This is a genomic window from Paraburkholderia sp. SIMBA_027 (genome assembly GCF_046535315.1).
GTDB classification, from domain to species: Bacteria; Pseudomonadota; Gammaproteobacteria; order Burkholderiales; family Burkholderiaceae; genus Paraburkholderia; species Paraburkholderia tropica.
The window spans coordinates 43,600-68,723 of the sequence record NZ_JAWRWY010000023.1 but is presented as its reverse complement, the minus strand read 5'-3'; the positions used below and the strand labels follow the sequence as shown (position 1 = coordinate 68,723).

20 protein-coding genes are annotated in these 25,124 nt (G+C 65.6%); 5 read left to right on the top strand and 15 right to left on the bottom strand.

Going from position 1 to position 25,124, the window contains the following annotated elements; translation table 11 throughout:
- Positions 1 to 37 precede the first annotated feature (37 nt).
- The gene (locus SB764_RS33255) at positions 38 to 937 is read right to left on the bottom strand and encodes an NAD(P)-dependent oxidoreductase (protein ID WP_410865984.1); all 900 of its coding nucleotides are present in this window, start codon (positions 935 to 937) and stop codon (positions 38 to 40) included.
- Between the two features lie 217 nt (positions 938 to 1,154).
- Between SB764_RS33255 and SB764_RS33250 the strand changes: the two genes are divergently transcribed.
- The gene (locus tag SB764_RS33250) at positions 1,155 to 1,364 is read left to right on the top strand and encodes a dodecin (RefSeq protein WP_065060124.1); all 210 of its coding nucleotides are present in this window, start codon (positions 1,155 to 1,157) and stop codon (positions 1,362 to 1,364) included.
- Between the two features lie 148 nt (positions 1,365 to 1,512).
- Here the strand turns inward: SB764_RS33250 and SB764_RS33245 are convergent, their stop codons facing one another.
- From SB764_RS33245 to SB764_RS33230, 4 genes are all read right to left on the bottom strand, one after another.
- Entirely contained in the window at positions 1,513 to 2,598 is a 1,086-nt protein-coding gene (locus SB764_RS33245) for a BMP family ABC transporter substrate-binding protein (RefSeq protein WP_065060125.1), read from the bottom strand.
- A 60-nt stretch (positions 2,599 to 2,658) separates the two neighbouring features.
- Positions 2,659 to 3,588: an ABC transporter permease gene (locus SB764_RS33240; protein WP_065060126.1), complete on the bottom strand. Its 930-nt coding sequence runs from the start codon at positions 3,586 to 3,588 to the stop codon at positions 2,659 to 2,661.
- Positions 3,589 to 3,677: 89 nt separating this feature from the next.
- Positions 3,678 to 4,784 carry an ABC transporter permease gene (locus SB764_RS33235; protein ID WP_065060127.1) on the bottom strand — a complete coding sequence of 369 codons (1,107 nt, stop codon included), beginning with the start codon at positions 4,782 to 4,784 and terminating at the stop codon, positions 3,678 to 3,680.
- Between the two features lie 71 nt (positions 4,785 to 4,855).
- The gene (locus SB764_RS33230; RefSeq protein ID WP_410865983.1) at positions 4,856 to 6,478 is read right to left on the bottom strand and encodes an ABC transporter ATP-binding protein; all 1,623 of its coding nucleotides are present in this window, start codon (positions 6,476 to 6,478) and stop codon (positions 4,856 to 4,858) included.
- Between the two features lie 365 nt (positions 6,479 to 6,843).
- On the opposite strand from SB764_RS33230, the gene SB764_RS33225 reads away from it, so the two are divergent.
- Positions 6,844 to 7,776 (top strand): LysR substrate-binding domain-containing protein, encoded by a 933-nt coding sequence (locus tag SB764_RS33225; RefSeq protein ID WP_065060128.1) that lies wholly within the window; start codon positions 6,844 to 6,846, stop codon positions 7,774 to 7,776.
- A 63-nt stretch (positions 7,777 to 7,839) separates the two neighbouring features.
- Here SB764_RS33225 and SB764_RS33220 read toward each other — a convergent pair whose 3' ends face one another.
- Both SB764_RS33220 and SB764_RS33215 read right to left on the bottom strand, forming a co-directional pair.
- Positions 7,840 to 9,249: an 8-oxoguanine deaminase gene (locus SB764_RS33220; protein WP_110329143.1), complete on the bottom strand. Its 1,410-nt coding sequence runs from the start codon at positions 9,247 to 9,249 to the stop codon at positions 7,840 to 7,842.
- Between the two features lie 153 nt (positions 9,250 to 9,402).
- Positions 9,403 to 9,594: a hypothetical protein gene (locus SB764_RS33215; RefSeq protein WP_065060130.1), complete on the bottom strand. Its 192-nt coding sequence runs from the start codon at positions 9,592 to 9,594 to the stop codon at positions 9,403 to 9,405.
- Between the two features lie 270 nt (positions 9,595 to 9,864).
- On the opposite strand from SB764_RS33215, the gene uraH reads away from it, so the two are divergent.
- Together uraH and SB764_RS33205 are read left to right on the top strand one after the other, a co-directional pair.
- On the top strand, positions 9,865 to 10,218 hold the full coding sequence (uraH, locus tag SB764_RS33210) for a hydroxyisourate hydrolase (RefSeq protein WP_065060131.1): 354 nt from the start codon (positions 9,865 to 9,867) through the stop codon (positions 10,216 to 10,218).
- Positions 10,219 to 10,462: 244 nt separating this feature from the next.
- A complete protein-coding gene (locus SB764_RS33205; RefSeq protein ID WP_065060132.1) occupies positions 10,463 to 11,656 on the top strand; it encodes a urate hydroxylase PuuD in 1,194 nt (397 codons plus the stop codon).
- 110 nt (positions 11,657 to 11,766) lie between these two features.
- Here SB764_RS33205 and SB764_RS33200 read toward each other — a convergent pair whose 3' ends face one another.
- From SB764_RS33200 to SB764_RS33185, 4 genes are all read right to left on the bottom strand, one after another.
- Complete coding sequence (locus tag SB764_RS33200; RefSeq protein ID WP_231957551.1) at positions 11,767 to 13,260, bottom strand: TolC family outer membrane protein; 1,494 nt, start codon at positions 13,258 to 13,260, stop codon at positions 11,767 to 11,769.
- Between the two features lie 32 nt (positions 13,261 to 13,292).
- Positions 13,293 to 15,404 (bottom strand): peptidase domain-containing ABC transporter, encoded by a 2,112-nt coding sequence (locus SB764_RS33195; protein ID WP_336751757.1) that lies wholly within the window; start codon positions 15,402 to 15,404, stop codon positions 13,293 to 13,295.
- A gap of 2 nt (positions 15,405 to 15,406) precedes the next feature.
- The gene (locus SB764_RS33190) at positions 15,407 to 16,615 is read right to left on the bottom strand and encodes an HlyD family efflux transporter periplasmic adaptor subunit (RefSeq protein ID WP_410865982.1); all 1,209 of its coding nucleotides are present in this window, start codon (positions 16,613 to 16,615) and stop codon (positions 15,407 to 15,409) included.
- 72 nt (positions 16,616 to 16,687) lie between these two features.
- Positions 16,688 to 17,647, bottom strand: coding sequence for a hypothetical protein (locus SB764_RS33185; RefSeq protein ID WP_110329139.1), 960 nt, complete (start codon positions 17,645 to 17,647; stop codon positions 16,688 to 16,690).
- Between the two features lie 675 nt (positions 17,648 to 18,322).
- Here SB764_RS33185 and SB764_RS33180 point away from each other — a divergent pair.
- Positions 18,323 to 21,799: an ESPR-type extended signal peptide-containing protein gene (locus SB764_RS33180; protein ID WP_410865981.1), complete on the top strand. Its 3,477-nt coding sequence runs from the start codon at positions 18,323 to 18,325 to the stop codon at positions 21,797 to 21,799.
- A gap of 124 nt (positions 21,800 to 21,923) precedes the next feature.
- On the opposite strand, the gene SB764_RS33175 is transcribed toward SB764_RS33180, so the two are convergent.
- From SB764_RS33175 to puuE, 4 genes are all read right to left on the bottom strand, one after another.
- Positions 21,924 to 22,448 carry an ureidoglycolate lyase gene (locus SB764_RS33175; RefSeq protein ID WP_410865980.1) on the bottom strand — a complete coding sequence of 175 codons (525 nt, stop codon included), beginning with the start codon at positions 22,446 to 22,448 and terminating at the stop codon, positions 21,924 to 21,926.
- An 8-nt stretch (positions 22,449 to 22,456) separates the two neighbouring features.
- On the bottom strand, positions 22,457 to 23,467 hold the full coding sequence (gene alc / locus SB764_RS33170; RefSeq protein WP_336751765.1) for an allantoicase: 1,011 nt from the start codon (positions 23,465 to 23,467) through the stop codon (positions 22,457 to 22,459).
- A gap of 78 nt (positions 23,468 to 23,545) precedes the next feature.
- The gene (uraD, locus tag SB764_RS33165; protein WP_065060139.1) at positions 23,546 to 24,067 is read right to left on the bottom strand and encodes a 2-oxo-4-hydroxy-4-carboxy-5-ureidoimidazoline decarboxylase; all 522 of its coding nucleotides are present in this window, start codon (positions 24,065 to 24,067) and stop codon (positions 23,546 to 23,548) included.
- Positions 24,064 to 25,023: an allantoinase PuuE gene (gene puuE, locus SB764_RS33160; RefSeq protein WP_321855479.1), complete on the bottom strand. Its 960-nt coding sequence runs from the start codon at positions 25,021 to 25,023 to the stop codon at positions 24,064 to 24,066. Before puuE ends, uraD begins: the two co-directional genes overlap by 4 nt.
- Between the last annotated feature and the right edge of the window lie 101 nt (positions 25,024 to 25,124).

The following is a 25,124-nucleotide window of genomic DNA, read 5'->3' as shown; positions in this document are numbered from 1 at the left end:
GGTTCAGAGCCGGTTCAGCGTCGATTGTGCGCCGGATTCAGCCCTGACGCGGCGTCTGCAGAATGTCGACGAAACCGGAGAAGTCGGCCTGCGCGAGCCCCATCGCTTCCGCCAGACGCAGCAATTGCTGCACCGTGCCCGCGACCGGCATCGGCGTGCCGGTTTCGCGCGCGGCGTCGGCGACCGTATCGACGTCCTTCTGAAACGTTTTCAGGGCGCCGATCGGCGCGAGCCCGTCCTGTGTCATGCGCGGCACGAAGGTGCGCAGCAGCGTGGAGTCGGCCCAGCCGCCCGCGAGCGCATCGGGCAGCCTGGCGGCGTCGATGCCGCTGCGGCGCGCGAGGCTCACCGCTTCGGCGATCGCCGCGACCGTGGCGGTCACGATAGCCTGATTGCAGAGTTTGGTCGTCTGCCCCGCGCCCGGTCCGCCCATGTGCGTGACCCGCGCCGCGTAGGCGGCCAGCACCGGCTCGACCGTCGCCACGTCCTGCGTCGCGCCGCCCGCCATCACCGCGAGCGTGCCCGCCTGCGCGCCGCCCACGCCGCCCGACACCGGCGCATCCACCCAGCCGACGCCCAGCGCCGCTGCGCGTTCGGCCAGCTCGCGCGTGAGGCCCGGCGGAATGCTCGAATGATCGACGATCAGGCGCACGCGGCGCGCGTCGTCGGGCGTGGCCAGCAGGCCGTCGTCGCCGAAGACGGTCTGCTCGACCGCCGCGCCGTCCGCGACGCAGAGCAGCACCACCTCGGCCCGGCGCGCGAGTTCACGCGGCGTGGCGACCACGCGCGCGCCGTCGGCGACGAGCGCTTCGGCCTTCGCGGCAGTGCGGTTCCACACGCTCACCGCGTGCCCCGCGCGCAGCAGATGGCGGATCATCGGCGCGCCCATCAATCCCGGGCCGCAAAATCCCAGTTCGGTTTTGTCCTGCTCCTGCATGTGCTTCGTCTCCTGCGTGGCGTGGCTCGTCGTGATGTGCGGTACGGCGTTGCTTGACGTCGCTCCGGCTTCGGCACCGGGCATGCGCAATGCACGCGGATTCCGCGAGGCGCCATCATAACCGGCGGCCTGGCCGCCTCAGCGCGCATCCGCACGCAACCGTATCTATACTCGATTGGCGCATCCCCGAACAACCGTGCCCAACGGAGACACTGTCATGAGCGACCATGTCTACAAGCAGATCGAACTCACCGGATCGTCCCAGGTGTCCAGCGACGACGCCATCCGCTGCGCCATCACGCGCGCGTCGAAAACGTTGCGTCATCTGCACTGGTTCGAGGTCGTGGAAACGCGCGGCCTGATCGAAAACGACCAGATTTCGCACTGGCAGGTGACGATCAAGGTGGGCATGCGCATCGACGACTAGCCGCGCGCGGCCGGTCACGCGGCCGGAAGACAAAACGGCAGCGCGAAGCCCTCGGGCCTCGCGCTGCCGTTTCACGTCCTGAGCGCGAAATAATCTGAGGAAACGCGCCGCACTTATTTCGCCGCTCATTTCCCCGCTTGTGTCGCCATCACTTCGGCAGCGAGCCGTCCACGCCCTCGACGTACCAGTTCAGGCGTTGCAGTTCCGGGTCGGTGAGCGTCTTGCCCGCCGCGACCTTGACCGCGCCCGTCTGATCCTTGATCGGGCCCGTGAACACATCCCACTTGCCGCTGGCGATCGCTTCGCGCTTCGCGGCGACGGCCTTCTGCGCGTCGGCGGACAGATCGGCCGTATTCACGTCGCCGAGATCGACGGCCTTTTGCGGAATGCCCCACCAGACCGGATCGTTCTTCCACTTGCCGTCGAGCACCTGCTGGATCGCGGCGACGTAGTACACGCCCCAGTTCGCCTCGACCGAGCCGAGATGCGCGTGCGGGCCGAACTTCTTCATGTTCGAATCCCAGCCGAACGCGTGCACGTGCTTTTCTTCGGCGGTCGCGAGCGTGGCGCTCGAATCGGTGTTTTGCAGCAGCACGTCGGCGCCCTGCCCGATCAGCGTTTCGGCGGCCTGCTTTTCCTTGCCCGGATCGAACCAGCTGTTGATCCAGATAACCTTGGTGTGGACCTTCGGATTTACCGAACGCGCGCCCAGCGTGTACGCGTTGATGTTGCGGACCACTTCGGGAATCGGCACCGAGGCCACGAAGCCGAGCGTGTTGGTCTTCGTCGCATAACCGGCGGCCACGCCCGCGAGATACGCGCCCTGATACATGCGCACATCATAGGTGCCGAAGTTCGGCGCTTTCTTGTAGCCGGTCGCGTGCAGGAACACGGTGTCCGGGAAGTCCTTCGCCACTTTCAGTTCGAAGTCCTGATAACCGAAGCTCGAACCGAAGATGATCTTGTTGCCCTTGCTCGCGAGATCGCGGAACACGCGCTCCGAGTCCGCCGATTCCGGCACGTTCTCCACGCGCGTGATCTTGATCTTGTTGCCGAACTTCTGTTCGGCGGCCTTCGAGCCCTGATCGTGCGCGTAGGTCCAGCCGGCATCGCCGGGATTGCCGAGGTAGACGAACGCGACGCCCGGCGCATCGGCGGCCTGCGCGGCCGGGACGAGCGCCGCCGTGCCGCACGTGGCGGCGACGGCGAAAGCGGTCAGGAGGGTTTTTTTCATTGTGTGGATCTCCGGTCGTGAATTGAGAAACTGCGAGCGCTTCTGTTGTTGTCGAATGTTTCAAGCGGCGCCAAAGAACGACTTGCCAAGCGAGGCCGGCGCGTTGAGGCGAATGGTGTTCGGATTGCGCGAGATGAGCACCAGCACGACGATGGTCGCCACGTACGGCAGCATGGCGAGGAACTGCGTCGGCACCGGCACGCCCACTGCTTGCGCGTAGAACTGCGCGCCCGTGACCGCGCCGAACAGCAGCGCGCCGATCAGCAGACGCCCCGGCCGCCACGTCGCGAACACCACCAGCGCGAGCGCGATCCAGCCGCGACCCGCCGTGATCTGCTCCTGCCACAGATGCAGTTGCACGACCGAGTAATACGCGCCCGCGAGTCCCGCCATCGCGCCGCCGAACGCGGTCGCGCCGTAACGCACGCCGATCACCGGAAAGCCCACCGAATGCGCGACTTGGGGCGACTCGCCGACCGAGCGCAGCACGAGTCCCGCACGCGTGCGGTAGAGGAACCAGCCGACTACCGCGAACATGGCGAACGCGAGGTAATCGACGGGCGTGAGATTGAAGAACGCCGGGCCGACGACCGGCAGATGCGACAGCCCGGGAATCGGCCACGCGGCTATCGTCGCCGAGGTGGCGGCCGAGGTGTACGGCTTGCCGACGTAGGCGGAAAGACCGACGCCGAAGATCGTCAGCGACAGTCCCGTGGCGACCTGGTTGGCCTGCATCGTGAGGACGAGGAAGCCGAACAGCAGCGACATCGCCACGCCGGCGGCCATGCCCGCCACGAGCCCGAGCCACGGGTTGCCGCTGATCGTCGTGACCGCGTAGCCGGTGACGGCGCCCATCAGCATCATGCCTTCGACGCCGAGGTTGAGCACGCCCGACTTCTCCGTGACGAGTTCGCCCACGCCCGCGAACATCAGCGGAATGGCGGCGGTGACGGCGCTCGACGCGAGCGAGCTGGCTTGCTGGATATCCATGTCGTGTGACCTGTTTCGGATGCGTTGGTGTGGCGAGTGCGCGAGATGCGAGTTGCTAGTTGCGACGAAAGGCGACGCGGATGGCTGCGTCAGCCTGCCGTCGCCACGGTATGGCGGCGACGGATGCGGTAGTTCACGAACAGGTCCGCGCCGAGCAGGCAGAACAGCAGCAAGCCCTGGAACACGCCCGAAAGCGCCTGCGGCAATTGCAGCGAGGTCTGCACCGCTTCGCCGCCGAGATACAGCAGCGCCATCAGCAGACTGGCGAGCACGATGCCGACCGGATGCAGCCGCCCCACGAACACGACGATGATCGCCGTGAAGCCGTAACCCGGCGACCACGTCGCCTGCAACTGGCCGATCGGACCGGCGATCTCGCCCATGCCCGCGAGACCAGCGAGGCCGCCCGAGAGCAGCAGCGAAGTCCAGATGGTCTTCTTCTCGGAGAAACCGGCGTAGCGCGCGGCGAGCGGCGCAAGACCGCCCACGCTCATCCGATAGCCCGCGAAGCTGCGGCGCATGAACAGCCAGACGAGCGGAATGGCCGCGAGCGTCAGGAAGATCGACGCGTTCAGACGCGTGCCGCGCAGCCAGTGAATGCGCCAGTCGCCGCCGAAGGTCGGATAGAGCGCGTCGCCGCTGAACATTTCGGAGAGCGGAAAATTCATGCCGTTCGGATCGCGCCACGGACCGCTCACGAGCCAGATCAGCAATTGCGTCGCGACGTAGGTGAGCATCAGGCTCGTGAGGATTTCGTTGGTGTTGAAACGGCTCTTGAGCCACGCGGGAATCGCCGCCCAGGCCATGCCGCCGAGCACGCCGGCGAGCATCATCAGGAACAGGATCCACCAGCCCGTCGACTGGTCGAAATAGATCGCCACGCCGCTGGCGGCGATGCCGCCGAGCACCATCTGCCCTTCGGCGCCGATGTTCCAGACGTTGGCGCGATAGCCCGCCGCGAGACCCAGCGCGATCAGGCACAGCGGCGAGGCCTTGAGCAGCAGTTCGCTCCAGCCGTTGACGCTGGAAAGCGGCTCGATGAAGAACGCGTGCATCGCCTGCAAGGGATCGCGTCCGACGAGGCCGAAGATCAGAAAGCCGATCGCGAGCGTGAGAAGCGCGGCGATCAGCGGCACGGCAATGCGCACCGTGCGGGACGGCGTCGTGCGGGCTTCGAGTCGGTAGGGAAAAATCATGGCGGTGGAATCGGAAACGTTGCGTCGTTGTCGGTATGCGCGGCGTGTTAGGTCGTGTCGTGTCGCGCCGCTCACGCGTGCGCCGTCGGCGCGGCCGGTTCGGCGGGCGGCTCGCCACCGTTCTGCGGGCCCGTCTGTGGCCCGTTCTGTTCCGCGCGCTCGCCGAACAGCCCCGCCATCCAGCGGCCGATTTCTTCGGCGTTCGTCTCGCCGGTGAGGCGCGCGGGCGACAGACGTCCGCCCGCAAGCACGGCGATGCGATCGCAGATATCGAACAGTTCCTCGAGTTCTTCGGAGATCACGAGAATCGCCACGCCGCGCGCCGAGAGATCGAGCAACTGCTGCCGGATGAACGCCGCCGCGCCGACGTCGACGCCCCACGTGGGCTGCGCGACCACCAGCACCTTCGGCGCCTGCAGAATCTCGCGCCCGACGATGAACTTTTGCAGATTGCCGCCCGAGAGGCTTTGCGCGAGCGCGTCGGGACCGCCGCAGCGCACGTCGAATGCGCCGATGCAGCGTTCGGCGAACGCGCGCATCGCGCCGGTCTTGAGCCAGCCCGAGCGCACCATGCCTTCGCGATGCGCCGTCAGCAGCGCGTTCTCCGCGAGCGACATCGCCGGCACCGCGCCGCGTCCGAGCCGCTCTTCGGGCACGAAGGCGAAGCCGAGCTTGCGGCGCGCGCCCGCCGACATGCGTGCGGCCGGCTTGCCGCAGATCGTCACCGCGTCGGCGTGCATGCCGTGGCGCGTGGTCTGCGCTTCGCCCGAGAGCGCGGCGAGCAACTCGGCCTGGCCGTTTCCGGACACGCCCGCGATCCCCAGAATCTCGCCGCTATGCACGCCGAACGACACATCCTTGAGCGAGGTGCCGAACGGGTCGTCGCTCGGCATGGAAAGCTGCTTCACGTCGAGCAGCACGTCGCCGGGCGTGTGCGCACGACGCGTGTAATCGGGCAATTCGCGGCCCACCATCAGGCGCGCGAGCGAAGCATGCGTTTCCTCGCGCGGATTCACGTTGCCCGTGACCTTGCCGCCGCGCAGCACGGTGGCCGTATCGCAGAGTTCCTGAATCTCGTCGAGCTTGTGGCTGATGTAGAGAATGCTGCAGCCTTCCGACGCCAACCGTCGCAGCGTGTCGAACAGCTTGCGCACCGCTTGCGGCGTGAGCACCGAAGTGGGCTCGTCCATGATCAGCAGACGCGGGTTCTGCAACAGGCAGCGCACGATTTCCACGCGCTGGCGCTCGCCCACCGTGAGGCTGTGCACGTGGCGCTGCGGATCGACGTCGAGTCCGTATTGCGCCGACACTTCGCGGATGCGTTTTGCGAGCGCCTTCAGATCGAACGTTTCGTCGAGCGAGAGCGCGATGTTTTCGCCCACCGTCAACGTTTCGAACAGCGAAAAATGCTGGAACACCATGCCGATGCCGAGCTTGCGCGCCGCCGCCGGACTCGCGATCTCGACGCGCTCGCCTTCCCAGCGAATCTCGCCTGCGTCCGGGCGCACCGCGCCGTAGACGATTTTCATCAGCGTGCTCTTGCCCGCGCCGTTTTCGCCGAGCAAGGCGTGGATTTCGCCGGGCGCGACGGTCAGCGTGACATCGTCGTTGGCGCGCACCGCCGGATATTGCTTCGTGATGCCAAAAAGCGCGAGTCGCGGCGTGCTGGCTTGACGGGAAGAAGAGTCGCCCATGGAGGTTGTGCCGTAGTTCGTTGTCGTGCGCCTGCATTGCGGCCGAGGTGCGGCCGGAGTGCGGCTGAATCGCGGAAATCGATTGCCTGTTCGGAGGCGCAAGCCGGTTCGTTCCGCGCCGCGCGAAGCGCCGCTGCGCGGGTGACGATACCTGTTAGCCCTGCCAACGTCGAGACATCAAAAATGTTCGTCGTCCAGACCTCACAGGCGTATACCGGTTATTTGGCCGACGTGCGCCAGCGTGGGCCGGGCTTTCACACGGCGTCGGTATAAGCCGCCCTTGACGGCCCTTTTTGTCCATATTAAAAAACATATACCCACGAAGCCTTTCGATCAGCCAAAACATATAATTCGGAGAGTAGTTCATGAGTCAGCAACGCGAGGCGATCGACACGTACCTCTTGCGCGTCTTGCACACCCTCTTGATGGAGCGCAGCGTCACGCGCGCGGCCGTCAAGCTCAATCAGTCCCAACCCGCAATCAGTGCCGCGCTGCGCCGTCTGCGCGACATCACGGGCGATCCGCTGCTCGTGCGCGGCAAGTCGGGCATGGTGCCGACCGAATACGGCCTGCGCCTGCTCGAACCGGTGCAGAACGCGCTGCGCGAAATCGAACGCATCCGTTTCCAGCAGCATAATTTCGATCCGGCTACGTCCATTCGCTGCTACCGCATCGGTTGCCCCGACTATCTGAACGTGCTGTTCGTGCCCACCGTCGTCGAGCGTTTCCGCCAGGCCGCGCCCAACGCCACGCTCGAATTCCATTCGCTCGGTCCCGCGTTCGATTACGAACTCGCGCTCGAAGAAGGCAAGCTCGATATCGTCATCGGCAACTGGCCCGAGCCGCCCGAGCAACTGCACCTCTCGAATCTGTTCGTCGACCAGATCGTCTGCCTGATGAGCAACACGCATCCGTTCGCCAAGCGCGGCGGGCTCACGCTCGATCAGTACCTGAACGCACCGCATCTCGCGCCCACGCCCTATTCCGTGGGCCAGCGCGGCGCCATCGACGTGCATCTCGCGCGCGAGCGTCTCAAGCGTCACGTCGTCGTCACGCTGCCGTACTTCAATCTCGCGCCTTACGTGCTGATCAAGTCGGATCTCGTGTTCACGACCACGCGTCTGTTCGCCGACCACTACGCGCGCTTCCTGCCGCTCACGGTCGTGCCCGCGCCGCTCGATTTCCCGCCGATGCAGTACTACCAGTTGTGGCACGAGCGTTGTCATTATTCGGACGAAGTGCGCTGGTTGCGCGGCCTCGTCGCCGAAGCGACGAAGACGCTGATCGACAAGCCTTAAACGATGTCCAGGCGAAGCGGCGTTCGGCGCCGCTTCGCGCTTGCTCAACTCATCACCGAAGCATTAACGCGCCGCCTGCACGAGCCGCGCCGCGAGCGCGTTGTGGCGCTCGATCACCGGACCCAGTTCGACGGTCTGCAACACCCCTTCTTTCACCACCACGCGTCCGCCGATCACGCTCAACGCGACCTGCGACGGCGCGCAGAACACCAGCGCCGCGACCGGATCGTGCAACGCGCCCGCAAATGACGGCTGACGCAGATCGAACGCGACGAAATCCGCCGCCATGCCGGGTGCCAGCGCGCCGATGTCGTCGCGCCCCAGCACTTTCGCGCCGCCCAGCGTGGCGATTTCCAATGCCTCGCGCGCGGTCATCGCATCGGGGCCGAAACCGACGCGCGCGAGCAGCATCGCCTGACGCGCCTCGGCCACCATCTGCGCGCCGTCGTTCGACGCCGAGCCGTCGACGCCGAGCCCGACCGGCACGCCCGCGAGCCGCATCTTCTTGACCGGCGCGATGCCCGATGCGAGCCGCATGTTCGAGCACGGACAATGCGCGACGCCGGTGCCCGTGCGCCCGAACAGGCCGATGCCGTGATCGTCGAGCTGCACGCAGTGCGCATGCCAGACGTCGGGGCCAATCCAGCCCAGATCCTCCGCGTATTGCGCCGGCGTCATGCCGAATTTTTCGCGGCTATAGGCGATGTCGTTGACGTTCTCCGCGAGGTGCGTGTGCATCGAGACGCCGTAGTGCCGCGCCAGCGTCGCCGACTCGCGCATCAGGTCGCGGCTCACCGAGAACGGCGAACACGGCGCGACCACCACGCGCAGCATCGCGTAGCGGCCCTCGTCGTGATACGTCTCGATGAGGCGCTGCGTGTCGGCGAGAATCGCGTCCTCGCGCTCGACCACCGAATCGGGCGGCAAACCGCCGTCTTTCTGCCCGACGCTCATGCTGCCGCGGCTCGCATGAAAGCGCATGCCGATCTGCTGCGCCGCGCGGATGCTGTCGTCGAGACGGCTGCCGTTCGGATAGATGTACAGATGGTCGCTCGACGTCGTGCAGCCCGACAGCAGCAACTCGGCCATCGCCGTGAGCGTCGACACCTCGATCATCTCGGGCGTGAGATTCGCCCACACCTTGTAGAGATTCGTGAGCCAGCCAAACAGTTCGGCGTTCTGCGCGGCGGGCAGCGCGCGCGTGAGGCTCTGGTACATGTGGTGATGCGTGTTGACGAGGCCCGGCGTGATGAGATGGCCGGTGGCGTCGATCACGTCGTCGGCGTCGGACGGCAATTCCGCCGTCGGTCCGACCGCGACGATGCGGTTGTCCTCGACATAAAGGCCGCCGCCGCGAATCTCGCGGCGCGCGCCGTCCATCGTCACCAGCATGTCGGCGTTCTTCACCAGCAGGGTCTTGCCCTTGCCGGGTTCGCGCGCCATGCCGTTCGTCGTGCGGTTCGTGGGTTCCATCGTGTCTGTTCGCTCCGTTGTCGTGCCGCGGCGGCCCTGCTGTGCCGCGGCGTTCGGGCCCTGGCCCTGGGTGTTGACAGACGTCCCTGCCGCACGCGCCGCCGAGCCGGAAACCGGTGCCGACGCATCCCCGCAAGGACGCCGCTGGCCCGGTTACCCGGCGCGCAGCGCCGTCTTCGGGATGCGCCGCCCGCCGTTCAGCCGGCGAGGCAGCGCATGACCTCTACCTTCGGCGGTCAAAAAAATGCTGACAATTCGCGCCAATGAGATACCCGAATTCACGCCCAGCATATAAAGGTCGATTTTTGGCTGTGCGAGGATGCACTCATGGGTGAAAACCCGCATGGAAAATGCGGGTTGGATCGCGCCGGAAGGCCGCCAGGACTGGCGCGGCGCGCGAGGCTCATGCTGCCGGCATTATCTTTCCTATCGCTCGCGCGCTGGAGGCCCGATCGTTCTTAAAATGCGTTCACGGCGCTCGCATCGATCCGCCGACGGGTATGTAGCCACTGTCTCGCCAGCGACGTGGAGCCTCGATCCGCCGCACCGAATTCCGGGATCGGGCTGCCGCCGCAAGCTCGCAAAGACACCAGCAAAACACAAGGAAAACTGCGAATGGGCAAGCTGACTACCCACGTGCTCGACACCGCGAACGGCCGTCCCGGCGCGGGCATCAAGGTCGAACTTCATGCGCTCGACGGCGAGGCACGCCGGGCGCTGAAGACCGTGACCACCAACCACGACGGCCGCTGCGACGAACCGCTGCTCGAAGGCGTCGCGCTCGCCGCGGGCGAATACGAACTCGTGTTCCATGCGGGCGATTACTTCGCGGCGCTCGGCGTGAAGGTGCCGGAGCCGCGCTTCGTCGACCGCGTGGTGCTGCGCTTCGGTATCGCCGACGTCAACGCGCACTACCACGTGCCGCTGCTCGTCTCGCCGTGGGCGTACAGCACGTATCGCGGCAGCTAGGCGCGCCGTTTTTCGGCATCGCGCAGACGATACAGACACAACAACAGACGGACCGCAAAGACAGCGGCTAGACACATTCAACGTCGAGGCAACGGCGCTGTATCGCCGTGGAGCGCACTGGAGCGTCCTGCCTGCACGACGCCGCCTCTTTGCATGGCGTCCAGCCCCGCAGTCCGCGCGCGACGGCGCATCGATCCCAGGACGATGCCCAGCGCGCGTCACGAATCAGAAGTGGAGGAGTTTCATGGAAGGCTTTATCACTGACTGGCTGAACCTCGCGCTGCGCTGGTTCCACGTCATCGCGGCGATCGCCTGGATCGGCGAATCGTTCTACTTCGTCGCGCTCGACAACAGCCTGAAACCGCCGACGGACCCGAACCAGCGCCGTCGCGGCGTGTTCGGCGAACTGTGGCACGTGCACGGCGGCGGCTTCTACAACATGCAGAAGTACACGGTTGCGCCGCCCGAAATGCCCGACGACCTGCACTGGTCGAAGTGGCCTTCGTACACGACGTGGCTCTCGGGCGCGTCGCTGTTCACGGTGCTCTATCTGATGGCGCCGAACACGTATCTGATCGACAAGAACGTCCTCGACATGGGCCCGGTCGTGGCGATCTTCTCGGCGCTCGGCTTTCTCGCCGCGGGCTGGATCGTCTATGACTCGCTGTGCCGCCTGCTCGGCACGAAAGACCGCCTGCTGGGCGTATGCGTGGGCCTTTACGTGGTGATCGCCGCGTACCTCGCTTGCCACATCTTCTCGGGCCGCGCCGCGTATCTGATCATGGGCGCGATGCTGGCGACGATCATGTCGGCGAACGTGTTCTTCGTCATCATCCCGGGCCAGCGCAAGATGGTCGCCGCGATGCTCAAGGGCGAAGTGCCGAACCCGATCTACGGCAAGCGCGGCAAGCAGCGTTCGGTGCACAACACCTATTTCACGCTGCCGGTGGTGTTCGCGATGCTGTCGAACCACTACGCGATGACGTACGCACACACCTACAACTGGGCCGTGCTCGTGGTGATCATGCTGGCCGGCGCGCTGATTCGCCAGTTCTTCGTGATGCGTCATCGCGGTCAGCAGCTCTGGTATCTGCCGATCGGCGGCGTGGCGCTGATGTTCGTCGCGCTGGTGTGGACGCTGCCGCGCCCGGTCGTGCCGCAAGCCGAAGCGGCGAACGCGCCGACGCTCAAGGTCGGCGACATCCAGCCGATTCTTCAGCAACGTTGCGCGGGCTGCCACTCGGCCCACCCGACGATGATGGGCGCTGCGCCCGCCGGCGTGATGTTCGATACGCCCGATGAAATCTCGCAGAACGCGCAGCGTCTGTATCAGCAGGCGGTGACGCTCAAGGCGATGCCGCTCGGCAACGTCACGCATATGACGGACGACGAGCGCCAGAAGATCGCGATGTGGTTCCAGGGCGGCGCAAAACAGTAAGCGCATGACGCCTGCGCGCGTCACCGGTCAAACGCAAAGGCCCGAAGCAGACGATGCTTCGGGCCTTTGCCTTTTCTTTGCTTTCTTGCTTGTTGCGCCGGTGTAAATCCCTACCAGACTGCGCCGGAAACCGATGCGGCCGGAGCCATCTCGGCGGCGCTCATCGGGCGTCGTGCGTAAGGCGCTGTTTCCGGCGATGCGGCTTTTTCCGGCAGCCGTGCGGGCTCTGCCGTGTGCGCTTCGACGATCGTCGTCGCCCTCACCGGCGCGGGCACGTCGACCATCTTGCCCTCGCCTTCACGGCCGAACAACTGCGTGTTGAGACGCCCCACTTCATCGAGATCGAGAATCGCGGCTTCGGCCAGCAGCTTGAGCAAGGCGAGCACCGTGTCGTAGCGCGCGCGGATCTGATCGCGCTGGCTCGCATAGAGCGCGTCGGTCGCGCGAAGCACGTCGACGCTCGTACGACTACCCGCGCGAAAACCGATCCGCGTGGCGTCCAGCGCGTCCTGCGCGCGCCGCGCCGACTGCGCGAGCGCCTGGCTGCGCTCGACACCCGCGTTCACGCGCAGCCAGCCGTCGCGCGCGTTCGCCGCCGCGTCGCGCACGGCGGCTTCGAGTTCATCGCGCGCCTTGTCCTCGAGCGCCTGCGCTTCGCGCGTGAGCGCCGTGGTTTCGCCGCCCGAGAACACGGGGATCGTCACTTGCAGCATGCCGGTCGTGGTGGTGGTCGGACGCGAGTAGCCGCCGCCCGCACCCGCCGGCGTATGCGTGACTTGCAGCGAAACGTTCGGATAATGCGCGGCCTGCGCCTTCTGCGTATCGAACTTCGCGACCTGCAACGCCATCTCGCCGATCTGCACCGCGTACGCACGGGTTTGCGCCTGCGTGACCCACGGTTCGACGTCGGCGGGTGCGAGCGCGGGTGGTGCGACCTGCGCTGGCAACACGGCAAGCGCGCCCGGTGGCTTACCGGTCAGCCGCTCCAGCGCGAGCCGCGTCAGCCTCGCCTGGCTCTGCGCATCGAGCCATTGCACCTGAGCCTGCGCGCGGCTCGATTCGGCTTCGCGCAGATCGACGAGCGTGGCCTCGCCCGCCGCCTTCGCGCGCACCAACTGCGCGTAATGCGTATCGAGCGCCGCGCGATAGGCGGTGGCGCGCGCCAGTTCGTCCTCGGCGGCGAGCGCATCGAAATAGGCTTGCGCCGCGCGCAGGATCGCGTCCTGCGTCGCGCTCGCCGTCTCCAGCTTGCCGCGCGCGACCACGTAATCCGCCTGACGATACGCGGTCCAGAGCGACCAGTCGAAAATCGGCTGAACGAGCGAAACGGTCCAGCCGCTCTGCCAGTAGTGCTGGGTGGGAAAGTCTTCCATCACGATGCCGTTGTACGCGCGGCCCCAGCCGCCCTGCACGCGCGGCATCAGGCCCGCGCGCGCCTTCGGGACCGCCTGCATGGCCGCGCGGTACGCGTCGCGCGAAGCGGCCAGCGTCGCGTCGTGATCGAGCGTGTCTTCCACCACGCCGAGCAGGTCCGCGGCGTGCGCGGCCGGCGATGTCAGCATCGTCAGCGCGACCGACAACGCGCACGTCCATGTACGTGTCACGCAGACCAATCGTTTCGAGCCGGAAGCCGCCATCACGCCGACTCCATCGCGGCTTCCGCCTGCGCGCGATCCACCGGCACGAACGCCCCGTCAATCAGCCGATAGTGGCGATCGAAGCCCTCGGCCATCGCAACATCGTGCGTAATCACCACGACGGTGCGCTCGATCCGCCGTAACAGCGACGCGATCCGCCGCACAGCAAGCGGATCGAGATTCGACGTGGGTTCGTCGAGCAGCAGCAGTTCGCGCGGCTGATACAGCGCGCGCGCCAGCAGCAGCCGCTGACGCTGCCCCGCCGAAATATTCGCCAGCGAATCGCTGATGACCGTGCGCGTGCGCATCGGCAGACGCATCACGTCGTCGAGCAGGCCCACGGCTTCGAGCAGCGCGTGAATGCGCTTTTCGTCGGCGTTGCCTTCGAAAAGCGAGATGTTATCGGCGATCGAACCGTGCAGGATGATGTCGCCCTGGCGCATGTGCACCGCGTGTCGGCGGATTTCGTCGACCGCGAGATTCGGCCACGCGATGCCGTTGAGCAGAATCTCGCCCGACTGCGCCTGCTCGGCCGCCGCGAGCAATTTGAAGAGCGTTGACTTACCCGCGCCCGACGGCCCGGTGATGACGATCTTGTCGCCGCGCGCGATATCGAGGCTCGCGTGGCGCAGCACCGGCTGGTCCGACACGCCATACGCAAACGTCACGTCGCGCACGCTGATGCATTCGAAGCGCCGCGCCTCGACCGTCTTGTGCATATCTTCGAGCGGCGTGTAACGCTCGGTTTCGGTCTGCGTGATGTCGTCCACGCGCGCGACGGGCACGCTCAGCATGAAGTACGCGAAACCGGTGTTGATCGCGTGCGCGACGCGATCGGAGAACAACGACTTGTAGATCATGAACGAATAGAACGCGCCCACCGACACCGTGCCCGCGAGCATGAGCTTCGCCGCGAGCCAGGTCACGGCCAGCGTCTCCGCGTGTGCGAGCAGCTTGAGCACGGCGTCGCGCGTGGCGGACAGCCGGGTACTGCGAAACAGCACCGACGCGTAACTGCGAAACTGCTCCATGAAGCGCGCGACGCGGCGCGTCTCGCCCTGCGAGAGCTTGATGAGCGGCGCGGCGCGCACGGTTTCGATCAGCGCGTCGTCGCAACGCGCAGATTCGTTGAACACGCGCGCGTGCGTTTCCCACATCGACGCGAACATCAAGCCGGAAACCAGCACATACAGCCCGAAGATCGCCAGCACGACCAACGACAATCCGGGGTTCTGCACGAACATCATCGCCAGCGCGAGCAGGCCGACCGCGAGATCGATATAGAGCGTGACGACCGAACGCGAAGCGAAGCCCGTCACTTCGTCCTGCGCCTTCACGCGCGCGAAGACATCGCCCACGTTGCGTTTTTCGAAGTACGAAACCGGCAGACGCAGCAGATGGCCGAGCAGCCCCTGCGTCGCGTTCACGCTCATCAGCGCGTGCAGCAGTTCGACGAGCACGCCCTGCGCGTACTGGCTGATCGCTCCTACCAGGAAGATGCCCGCGAAGGTGATCGCGAGCACGTTCAACAGATTGAGGTTGTCTTCCGCGACCACATGATCGAGCACGAACGAGCCGAGATACGGCTGCGCGAGCACGGCGAACTGGCTGCCGAGCGCCACGAAAAGGATCTTTGTGATCTGGCCGCGCATCTGCGGATTGAGGGCACGCAATTGCGCGAGCGCGGCCGGCACGCGCCAGCGTCTGGCGATGCGCTGCATCGCGGGCGTGGGCGCGCACTCGATCAGGAAACCCGACACGTTGGCGAGAAACGTATCCATGGAGATGCGCCGCCGCCCCATCGCTGGATCGATCAACTTCACATAGTTGCGCGAGCAACGTTCGACGACGACGAAATGCGCGCCGCCGAAGTGCACGATCGAGCCGCGCTTGATATCCGCGACATCCTGAGGTTCGAAGCGAAACGCCTGCACTTCGAGGCCGAACTCGGTCGCGACGTCATAGAGATCCATCAGCGTCAAGCCGTTCGCCGAAATTGGCCGATGTGCCGACAGCTCGCGAACCTCCGTCGCTCGACCGCAATGCGTGAGCACCATCGCGAGACACGCATAGCCGCACTCCGCGACTTCATTCTGGTAGATGACGTGCATGCTCAACCTCGCGCGATCTTGAAGAGCGGCTCGAGCACCCACTCGGCCACTGTGCGACGCTCGACCACGACGCTCGCGCTCGCCTGCATGCCCGGCAAGATGTCGAAGTGCTGCTTGCCGTAATCGAAGGTGCGGCCGCGCAAGGTGACCCACGCAACGTACTCGTCGCCGGGCGGCGTGGCGGCGGCTTTGTCGGCGCCCGCGCTCGCGGGCGCGGGCGGCGCCGTGCCCACTGTCGTGCGCGAAATCGAATCGATGCGCGCCTCGTAGGAACCGAATTTCGCATACGGAAACGCGTCGAATTTCAGGCGCACGGTCTGCCCTTCGCGCACGAAGCCGCGCCGCCGCGACGGAATGCGCAACTCGGCGCGCAAAGGCTGCGAGGTGTCGGTCACGATGACGAGCGCGATATCCGACGGCTGCAGCATCGCGCCCTGAACCAGTCGCGAAAAGGTGACGACGCCCGACTTCGGCGCGGAAATGGTGGCGTCGCGTCGGTTCTGCTCGAAGCGCGCGTCGGCCTCCTGGAGATCCCGCGCGTGGCTCGCGTCGAGTTCCTTCAACTGCGCCGCGAGCGCGGTCTGCGAATTCTGGAGGTCGACGAGCGCGGCCAGCGTCTGCTGCCTGCGCGAAGCGGATTCCGCGCGCGCGATGCGGCTCTGATGCACATCCGCGCGGGCTTGCTCGATTCGATCCGCCACGACGTAGTCGGACACCGATTCGAGCCGCGCGAGCTTCTTCTGCGCTTCGCCGACCAGTTGCGCATTCTGCGCGCCTTGTTCGCCGAGCTGCGCGAGTTCGGCGCGCCGGCTCGCCTCGTTGGCGCGCGCGGTCGCGAGCTGAGTGTTCAGGTCGATACGTCGTTGCGTGTAGAGCGCGTCCGCGGCGCGGCGCTCTTCGTCGCGCACCTGTGCGTCGAATGTCGCGCGGCGCGTGCCGTCGTTGGCGAGCGACATGTCGCGTTCGAGACGGAACAACGGCTGACCGGCAGCGACACGCGCGGGCGGCTCGACGTAGATCGCCGAGACCAGCCCCGTCTCGCCCTGAATCTTGATTTCGGCCGGCGAGACGATTTCGCAGCGCACATCCTGCTTGAGCTCGACTTCGTGCGTGAACGCCAGCACCAAGGCCACGACGACGAACGCCGACGACGCATAGGCGATCCAGCGCCAGCGAATATCCCGAAACTCGGGAAGAGGCTTCGATTCCATCTTGTTATCAGGTCCCCGTTGCCGGCGGTGCCGGCAATGCGTGTGATTCGTCTACAGCGTGTTATGCGCGGCTCAGCGCGTGGGCGCGAAGTGATAGCCGCACGGATGGCCCGCGAACAGCCAGTCCGGATAGTTGTGGCGACGCGCGGCGTCGATGGCGTCGGCGAGCCGTTGCGGCGCGTCTGACGCGGCGAGGTCGACAGGCTCGCCCACCTGAACGTCGAAACGCCCGTTCGACAGCGTCAGGTAAAACGGCAGCAAACAGGCATCGATCGGCGCCCCGAGCCGAAAGACGCCGTTATGCACGCGCGCGGCGCGCCCCGACATCGTGACGCCGACGGTTTCCATCGGATATTTCGCGAGCGAAAACGGCGCGGCGTCGGCGAAGATCGCCAGCACGCCGTCACGACGCAACGCGCGCGCCACGCGCAAGCCAAGCCTGTTGCGCTGCTCACTGTCGCTGTCGTAGGTGTACAGCACCGGCACGGACGGGATCATCGCGGCGTCCTCGCCGTAGACGTCGCGCGGCACGCCCGACACGACGGCAATGGACGCGAGGCCGAGCGCCTTGCGCACTTCGTCGATCACATAGATGTTGGCGTACTGCGAAACATGATGAAACGGCGAAAGCAGGACCGCGCGCCCCGGTTCGCGCGCCTTGATTTCGCGGATGCGCTGCGCCACGTGCCCGCCGGCGGCACGCAGATCCGGCCACGTGTCGCGATGCAGCGCGCGACCGGCATAGAGGCATTCATCGAGCAAACGCTGACGCAGATCCGCCGACATCGTGCGCAACGCGTGTTCGCGTGCAAGCCCGACGTCCGTGCGCCCCGCTTCGTAACGCGCGATGCCGCTTGCGCGCGAGCGTGCGTCGAACAGACTGCCGATCAGCCAGCGCAGTAACGCGACGCGCTCGACACCCGCGAACGACAGCCTCGCGAACACGGCGCGGCGCATCGCATGACGCGCACAGGCGAACCGGTAGCGCAGTTGCCGGTTAAGACGCAGCAGGACGGAGAGTGGTGTTTGCATGGTGAATGACGGCATGCAATGGAGCGGCGACGCGACTCGCCGTCCATGCGCGACCGTGACGTCGAAAGCAGAAGGGGCATGCGCCCCTCCTGCTCAACTCACGCGATTAACGCGGAACCGGCGAGCCACCCGAGCTGCCCGACGATACCGGCGTCGAGACGACACGGCGCGGTGCGCAAACTTTCTTGCAGCAACCGCCGGCTACCTTGATTTCCGCGAGTTGAGCGCGTTCGATTTTTTTCATGATTAGGTTTCCTCATTTAAGTTGGTTTATGCCTCCCTCGTTTTGGGGGGCGAATTGATCCTATCAAACACAGAATCGCCGTCCAATCCGATTGACATTTTTTGATCACTGTTCACAACAATTAAGCGCCACCTGACTCACGCCTCATTGTGATCCTTCATTGCGGAAGAATTCCCCCACAGCCGCAAACGATCTACGTCAACTTTTCCGCCTAATCCCTTCTGCATGTTTAGGGAAGACACCTTCCCTGCCAGGCAAGCTCTCAGACAACGAACAGCCGCATCGGGGTCCATTTAGGACAAATCGTATGTTCGGTGCATTGATCCCCACATAAATTTCGCCGAGCACGTGATCGTCATACGGGGGGCATCTCGAACTGCCTGCGCCATGTCACGCGCATTCGCCTTTCACCTCACCTTATAGGTAGTTAGATGAACAAAATATATCGCTCCGTCTGGAGTGAAACAGACCAAACCTGGGTAGCTGCTCCGGAAACTGCCGCTGCGCGCGGAAAATCGTCGCGCACGATGGCGGTCATCGCCACCGGAGCCATGGGGCTCGCGGCGAGTCTCGCGGTGAATTCCGCCGGCGCGGCCACGGTCGGCACTGTCGGCAAAGGCTCGCTTGAACTGTGTTCCGGCGCCGCCGGCTATGCGTGGGGCAATACGGGGGGATACGAGCGAATCGACTGCTCGACCGACGGCAAGGGCACGACCGACGGCCTCACCTTCTCGCTGAACAACGCTGGCGACGGCTATGGCGGTTACGGTTTCACTACGTCGACCGCACGCGTTTCGGGCTATGCAGACGGCACGCTCGTCAACTACGGCAAGACGGTCGAGATCCGCGGCACCGGCGGCGGCACCGGCAGCGATGCCGCTGTGAAGGTCTACGGCACGGCGGCGTTCGACAGCCAGGTCATGATGACCGGCCACAAGATCGTCGGTCTCGCGGACGGCGACGTGAACGCCACCAGCAAACAGGCCATCAACGGTTCGCAGCTCTATGCGGCGCAGCAGATTGTGGACAGCAAGCTCGCCAACGCGGTGGTGTACGACTCGACGGCGCAGAGCAAGGTGACGCTCGGCGGCGCGGGTACCTCCACGCCGGTCGCACTCTCCAACATCGAAGCGGGCACGCTCAGCGACGCGAGCACCGACGCCGTCAACGGCGCGCAGCTCTACGCGACCAATCAGTCGGTCAGCAACCTCGCGGGCACCGTGACGAACATCGCCGGCGCGGTCACCAACCTCGCGGGCGACGTCACCAACATCCAGGGCAAGCTCGCCGACGCCGTGGTCTACGACTCGTCGGCGCACAGCAAGGTGACGCTCGGCGGCGCGGGCTCATCCACGCCGGTGGCACTCACCAACATCAAGGCGGGCACGCTCAGCAGCACGAGTACCGACGCCGTCAACGGCGCGCAGCTCTACGCCATCGACAGGAAGATCACGAGTTCGTCGCTGCACTATCTGAGCGTGAACAGCGACACCAGCTTCAGCAACTTCAACAACGACGGCGCAACCGGCGCGCAAGCCATTGCGCTCGGCGCTAATGCAGCCGCTTCCGGCATCGACGGTATTGCGATCGGCCGCAATGCGCACGCGGCAGACAACGGCTCGATCGCCCTCGGCGCGGACGCGAAGACCGCGCCGGTCGTCGCCACCACGGAAGCCACGATCGGCGACAACGACTACGCCTTCGCGGGCGTGGCGCCGGTCGGTACGCTCAGCATCGGCGACGTGGGCGCGGAGCGCACGATCACCAACGTCGCGGCTGGCCGCCTGAGCGCCGACTCGACCGACGCGGTGAACGGCTCGCAGCTCTTCTCGACGATCCAGGAAACCAGTGCGAACACCACTACGATCAACAACCTGACGTACAACATCACGAACGGCAAGATCGGCCTCACCCTGCAGGACGAGGACACGCGAGACATCACCGTTGCGAAAGACACCGACGGTGCGAACGTTGACTTCACGGGCACGGCCGGTGCGCGTCAGCTCATGGGTCTCGCGAACGGCATTGCCGACAGCGCGGCCGTGAACGTGGCGCAAATGGCCTCGGCCGGCTTCCAGTTCGACAGCATGGGCAACGTCAGCAATGCAGCCGTGACTTATGTGGCGGGTTCGATCGACGCCGGCAGCCCGGAAATCGTGCTGAACCCCGGTGTCGGCGACAGCGTGTATTTCGTCGATGGGGACCGCGAAAAAGGCCACCTGCCGGTCGGCACCCGCATTAGCAACCTGGCCGACGGCGTGCAAGACACGGATGCCGCTAACGTCGGGCAAGTCTACGACATCGTCGCCTCCCACATGCCTGGCGCCGGCGGCGGTCAACAGCTGTTCGCCGCTCGCCCCGGTTCGGACGTCAATGGCGGTTCCGGCGTCGACGCTTCGGGGCGCACCGAGTCTTATAAGAGCGCGGCGTACTACTCGCAGGTCGCGGGCTACGGCAACGACTCGGGCAGCACGGCGCCCACCGACGTCGCGCGCGCATTCGGCGCGGGATCGATCGCCATCGGTTCGGGTGCCTACACGCCCGCGATGAACGCCGTCGCGCTCGGCGTGCAGGCCTACGCCAACGCGAAGGACGCCGTCGCGCTCGGCGCGGGCTCGGTGGCCAACCAGTCGAACACGGTCTCCGTGGGCAGCGACGGCACGGGTGTGTTCACCGCCTATGACGCCGACGGCAATGCCTACACCGCGCAAAGCCAGGCCAACACGCGCCGCATCGTCAACATGGCGGCGGGTCAGGCCGATAACGACGCCGTCAACGTCGGTCAGATGCGCAGCGTCGTGAGCGCACTGGGCGGCGGCGCGTCGATCAACTCGGCGGGTGCGTTCGTCGCGCCGTCGTATTCGGTAGGCGGCACGGTCGTCAACACGGTCGGCGACGCCATCGCGAATCTCGACAGCCGCGTGACGCAAAACACGGCCGATCTCGCGGATGTCGTGGGCGGCGCGAACGCGATCCATGCGAGCGGCTCGTCGAACTCCGTGGTGCAGATGTCCGCGGTCAACCGCACCCTGCTCGCCGCGAGCGACACGAACGTCGCAGCGAGCGCTGCCACGGACACCAGCGCCGTGCATTACGACTCGGATGCGCACGACCAGATCACGCTGGCGAGCGCAACGGGCGGCAACGTGAAGCTCAGCGGTCTGGAAAACGCGGATCTGTCGTCGACGAGCCGCGACGCCGTGACCGGCCAGCAACTCTTCGCGACCAACCTGCAAGTCGACGCGTTGAACCAGGCCGTGCAGAACATCGCCACGACGGGTTCCACGGCGCTTTCGGTCAACAGTGCGAACGGTCCGGCATCGGCGACGAACGCGCAGACCATCGCGCTCGGCGGCGGCGCAGCGGCGTCGGGCAATAACGCCACGGCGATCGGTGATTCGTCGGTGGCGTCGGGCGAGAGCACGGTTGCGCTCGGCCGCAACGCGTCGGCCACGGCGGCGAACTCGGTTGCCATCGGCGCGAATTCGGTTGCGGACCGCGCAGGCGCGGTGTCGGTGGGCTCGGAAGGTTCGGAGCGGCAGATCACCAACGTCGCGGCGGGCACGTCGGGCACGGACGTGGTCAACCTGAGCCAGATGAACAGCGCGCTCTCGCAGCAGTCGAACACGTTCAACCAGCAGGTGCAAAGCCTGCAGCGCTCGATCAACACGGTCGAGAAGAACGCGTATGCGGGCGTGGCAGCGGCCATGGCCATGCCTAACCTGACGCCTTCGGGCCCGGGCAAGACCGTGGTCGCGGCGGGCGGCGGCTACTACAAGGGCAGCAGCGCGGCGGCAGTCGCCGTCACGTATCGTTCGGCCAATATGCACTGGCTGGCGAACGTCGGCGTAGCGGTCACGAACAACGGCGACGCGGGCGCACGCGCCCAGGTCGGCTACGAGTTCTGATCGGCATGCGGTGGCGCGCTCGCGGCTACGCGGGCGCGCCACCTCGCAGCAAACAAAAAAGCCACGAACGCGAGTTCGTGGCTTTTTGCATGGCGAAGCCACAACTGACGACGAAAACACCGCGTCAGCGACCCGCCGCCTCCATCGCTTCCTGCGTGAGCCACAGCGATTCCGGCAGATCCAGCTCGTTGAGATTGAGCCCGTCACCGCCACGATCGACGACGATGAAATCGCTCACCTCGCCCAGCGCGATCAGCGGGTGATGCCAGACGCCCTTCGCGTAATTCACGCCCTGCCACCCACTCGTGACGAACGCGCGAATCTTCGTCAGGTCCAGATCGCCGGCCAGCGCCACCACGACGAGATACGGCTTGTCGTTGAGCGGCACGAACGCCTGACTGCCGAGCGGATGCCGCTCCAGCATCCTCACTTCGAACGGCAGCACGCGCGGTTGTCCGCGAAACAGGTTGACCAGCGTGCGGCCGTTTTCGTCGGTGACATCCACTTTCGCGAGATCGTGATAGCGGATCGTCGTGCCCAGATTGATCGGAATCTGCTTCGCGCCTTCAAGCTCGATCACGTCGCCGAACGGCGCGAACGCCTCGCGCGTGAGCGGCTCGATGGTCAGCGTGGTACGGGTATCGCTCATGATGCGGCTCAGGCCAGCGTGCCCCACAGACGCACGCGCGACACGCCGCCGTCCGGGATGATGTTGAAGCGCACGTGCGTGACCGGGCCGAGCGCCGCGAGTTCGCTTTCGAAGTAGTGCTGGTTATCCATTTGCAGCTTCTGCTCGCCGAGCAGCACGGGCCAGAACATCGCCTGCGTCACGAGCGAGCTGTCGGTGCCGCCCACCACGCGCGCGGCCTGGAACGAGCAGCGATCCGGATAATTGCCCTTGAAGTGCGCCGTATCGACTTCGATCTTCTTGATGATGCCCGGCTGCGCGAGCGCGATGATCGCCCAGTCGTTGCCCGGTTCGCGGCGGCGGCGCGTTTCCCAGCCGTCGCCCATGTTCACGCCGCGGCCCGGCATCAGAATCGTCGAGGCGAGACCGAAGTGCTGGTTGTTCGCGCCGACGAGATACGCGCCGTTTTCCATCGCGGCGAGGTCGAACAGTTCCGTGCGGCTCGCGCCCTGCCAGTCGAGTTGCGGCTGGCCGTAGACACGCAGACGCGCAATGCCGCCGTCCGGATAGATGTTCACGCGCAGGTGCGTGAACGGCTTGTCGCTGCGCACTTCCACGTAGTGATGGCTGTTGCCGTTCAACGACATCGACGGCACGATTTCCGTCCATTGCGTCGAGCCGTTGGGCGCGCCGTCGGGCACATGCGCGGCTTCAACGGAGGCCGCCGGCGGATAGTTGCCCGTGAAGTGGCTCGTGTCGAGATCGAGGCCCTTGATGACGCCCGGACGCGCAAGCTTCACGACGCACCAGTCGTAGCCCGTCGTGCGCTTGCGGCGCGTTTCCCAGCCGTCCATCCACTTGCCGTGATCGTCGTACTTGCCAGGGATGAAGACGGCCGGCTCCGGATTGAGCATGCGCTCCTTCGGCGCGAAGAAGTCGTCGCTCGCCTCGAGCGCCTGCGCGCCCAGACGCGGGTCCGCGAGATTCACGTAGCGGCGCGTGAAGTCAGGTGCGTTGGGGTCGAGAGTCGGGAGTGCCATCTTTGTCTTCCTTCGTATCTTTTCTGTGGTTCAAAAAGGCGCTGCGCTCCGCGTCGGCTGCCGGAGCGCATCGCCACGTCACGCGTCGATCAGCTCATCCAGCCTGAAGCGCGCAATGCGATAAATCTGGTCGAGGCTCGCGCGCATTTCGTCGGCGCGGCTGTTGTTCACACGCGCTTCGAAGTTCGCGATGATGCCGTGACGGTCATAGCCACGCACCGCGAGAATGAACGGAAAGCCGAACTTCTCGCGATACGCGCGATTGAGCGCCTGCAGCTTGTCGAACTCTTCCTGCGTGCACTGGTTGAGGCCCGCGCCGCTCTGCTCGCGCGTCGATTCGGCGGTCAGTTCGCCGCGCACCGCCGCCTTGCCCGCGAGTTCCGGGTGAGCGTTGATGAGCGCGAGCTGGCGCGTTTCGCCCGAGGTTTCGACGATGTTCGACATCGTCGTGTGCAGCATGTCGATGCTCGCGTAGGGGCGCTGCTGCGCGGCCGCCTCGGCCACCCAGGGCGAATGCTCGAAGATGCCCGAGAGCGCCGCCACGAAGGCGTCGGTCGAGGCCTGATTCAGCTGGTCGAGGGTGTAGTGCATTGCCTTCATGCGGCGGCCCCGCGGTTCTCGTTCTGTTGCGGTTGATAGGGATGGTGCTCGCGCCAGTGGCGCGCGATATCCACGCGGCGCGTGACCCACACGCGCTCGTGCTTTTCGATGTGATCGAGAAAGCGCTGCAGCGCGCGGAAGCGCCCAGGACGTCCGAGCAGTCGGCAGTGCATGCCGATCGACAGCATCTTCGGCGCTTCGTCGCCTTCCTCGTAGAGCACGTCGAACGCGTCGCGCAGATAGGTGAAGAAGTGATCCGCCGTATTGAAGCCTTGCGGCGTGGCGAAGCGCATGTCGTTGGTGTCGAGCGTGTACGGCACGATCAGTTGCGGCGAGGTCTTGCCGCCCGTCACCGCCACGTCCATCCAGAACGGCAGGTCGTCGCCGTAATTGTCGGAGTCGTAGAGAAAGCCGCCGTATTCCGCCACCAGACGATGCGTGTTCGGACTGTCGCGCCCCGTGTACCAGCCGAGCGGGCGCTGGCCCGTCACGCGCTCGATCGCCTGCATGCCGAGCTTCATGTGCTCGGCTTCGAGTTCCGGCGTCGCGTCCTGATAGTGAATCCAGCGATAACCGTGGCACGCGATCTCGTGACCCAGTTCAACGAATGCGCGCGCGACGTCGGGATAACGCTCGATCGCCATGCCCACGCCGAACACGGTCAGCGGCAGACCGCGCTTCTCGAACTCGCGCAGGATGCGCCAGACGCCCGCGCGCGAGCCGTATTCGTAGATCGACTCCATGCTCATATGACGCGAGGGATACGCAGCCGCGCCGACGATCTCGGAGAGAAACTGCTCCGACGCGGGATCGCCGTGCAGCACGCAGTTCTCGCCGCCCTCTTCGTAGTTGAGCACGAACTGCACAGCGACGCGCGCGCGCCCAGGCCAGTTGGCCTGCACCGGATGGCGGCCATAACCGATCAGATCGCGGGGATAGTGGGGATCGAGTGGCATGCTGGTCGAATCAATCGAATGGTGAGGATGAAACACACGCTGAAAACGGCTTCCGGGTCCGCGCGATACCGGTACCACCCGCCTGCAAGCCTTGCGCCACA

What these genes read in the sequence shown, in the direction of transcription:
- SB764_RS33255 (WP_410865984.1), bottom strand. Translation starts at nt 937, where the DNA reads ATGCAGGAGCAGGACAAAACCGAACTGGGATTTTGCGGCCCGGGATTG.
- SB764_RS33250 (WP_065060124.1), top strand. Translation starts at nt 1,155, where the DNA reads ATGAGCGACCATGTCTACAAGCAGATCGAACTCACCGGATCGTCCCAG.
- SB764_RS33245 (WP_065060125.1), bottom strand. Translation starts at nt 2,598, where the DNA reads ATGAAAAAAACCCTCCTGACCGCTTTCGCCGTCGCCGCCACGTGCGGC.
- SB764_RS33240 (WP_065060126.1), bottom strand. Translation starts at nt 3,588, where the DNA reads ATGGATATCCAGCAAGCCAGCTCGCTCGCGTCGAGCGCCGTCACCGCC.
- SB764_RS33235 (WP_065060127.1), bottom strand. Translation starts at nt 4,784, where the DNA reads ATGATTTTTCCCTACCGACTCGAAGCCCGCACGACGCCGTCCCGCACG.
- SB764_RS33230 (WP_410865983.1), bottom strand. Translation starts at nt 6,478, where the DNA reads ATGGGCGACTCTTCTTCCCGTCAAGCCAGCACGCCGCGACTCGCGCTT.
- SB764_RS33225 (WP_065060128.1), top strand. Translation starts at nt 6,844, where the DNA reads ATGAGTCAGCAACGCGAGGCGATCGACACGTACCTCTTGCGCGTCTTG.
- SB764_RS33220 (WP_110329143.1), bottom strand. Translation starts at nt 9,249, where the DNA reads ATGGAACCCACGAACCGCACGACGAACGGCATGGCGCGCGAACCCGGC.
- SB764_RS33215 (WP_065060130.1), bottom strand. Translation starts at nt 9,594, where the DNA reads ATGCGGGTTTTCACCCATGAGTGCATCCTCGCACAGCCAAAAATCGAC.
- uraH (WP_065060131.1), top strand. Translation starts at nt 9,865, where the DNA reads ATGGGCAAGCTGACTACCCACGTGCTCGACACCGCGAACGGCCGTCCC.
- SB764_RS33205 (WP_065060132.1), top strand. Translation starts at nt 10,463, where the DNA reads ATGGAAGGCTTTATCACTGACTGGCTGAACCTCGCGCTGCGCTGGTTC.
- SB764_RS33195 (WP_336751757.1), bottom strand. Translation starts at nt 15,404, where the DNA reads ATGCACGTCATCTACCAGAATGAAGTCGCGGAGTGCGGCTATGCGTGT.
- SB764_RS33190 (WP_410865982.1), bottom strand. Translation starts at nt 16,615, where the DNA reads ATGGAATCGAAGCCTCTTCCCGAGTTTCGGGATATTCGCTGGCGCTGG.
- SB764_RS33185 (WP_110329139.1), bottom strand. Translation starts at nt 17,647, where the DNA reads ATGCAAACACCACTCTCCGTCCTGCTGCGTCTTAACCGGCAACTGCGC.
- SB764_RS33180 (WP_410865981.1), top strand. Translation starts at nt 18,323, where the DNA reads ATGAACAAAATATATCGCTCCGTCTGGAGTGAAACAGACCAAACCTGG.
- SB764_RS33175 (WP_410865980.1), bottom strand. Translation starts at nt 22,448, where the DNA reads ATGAGCGATACCCGTACCACGCTGACCATCGAGCCGCTCACGCGCGAG.
- alc (WP_336751765.1), bottom strand. Translation starts at nt 23,467, where the DNA reads ATGGCACTCCCGACTCTCGACCCCAACGCACCTGACTTCACGCGCCGC.
- uraD (WP_065060139.1), bottom strand. Translation starts at nt 24,067, where the DNA reads ATGAAGGCAATGCACTACACCCTCGACCAGCTGAATCAGGCCTCGACC.
- puuE (WP_321855479.1), bottom strand. Translation starts at nt 25,023, where the DNA reads ATGCCACTCGATCCCCACTATCCCCGCGATCTGATCGGTTATGGCCGC.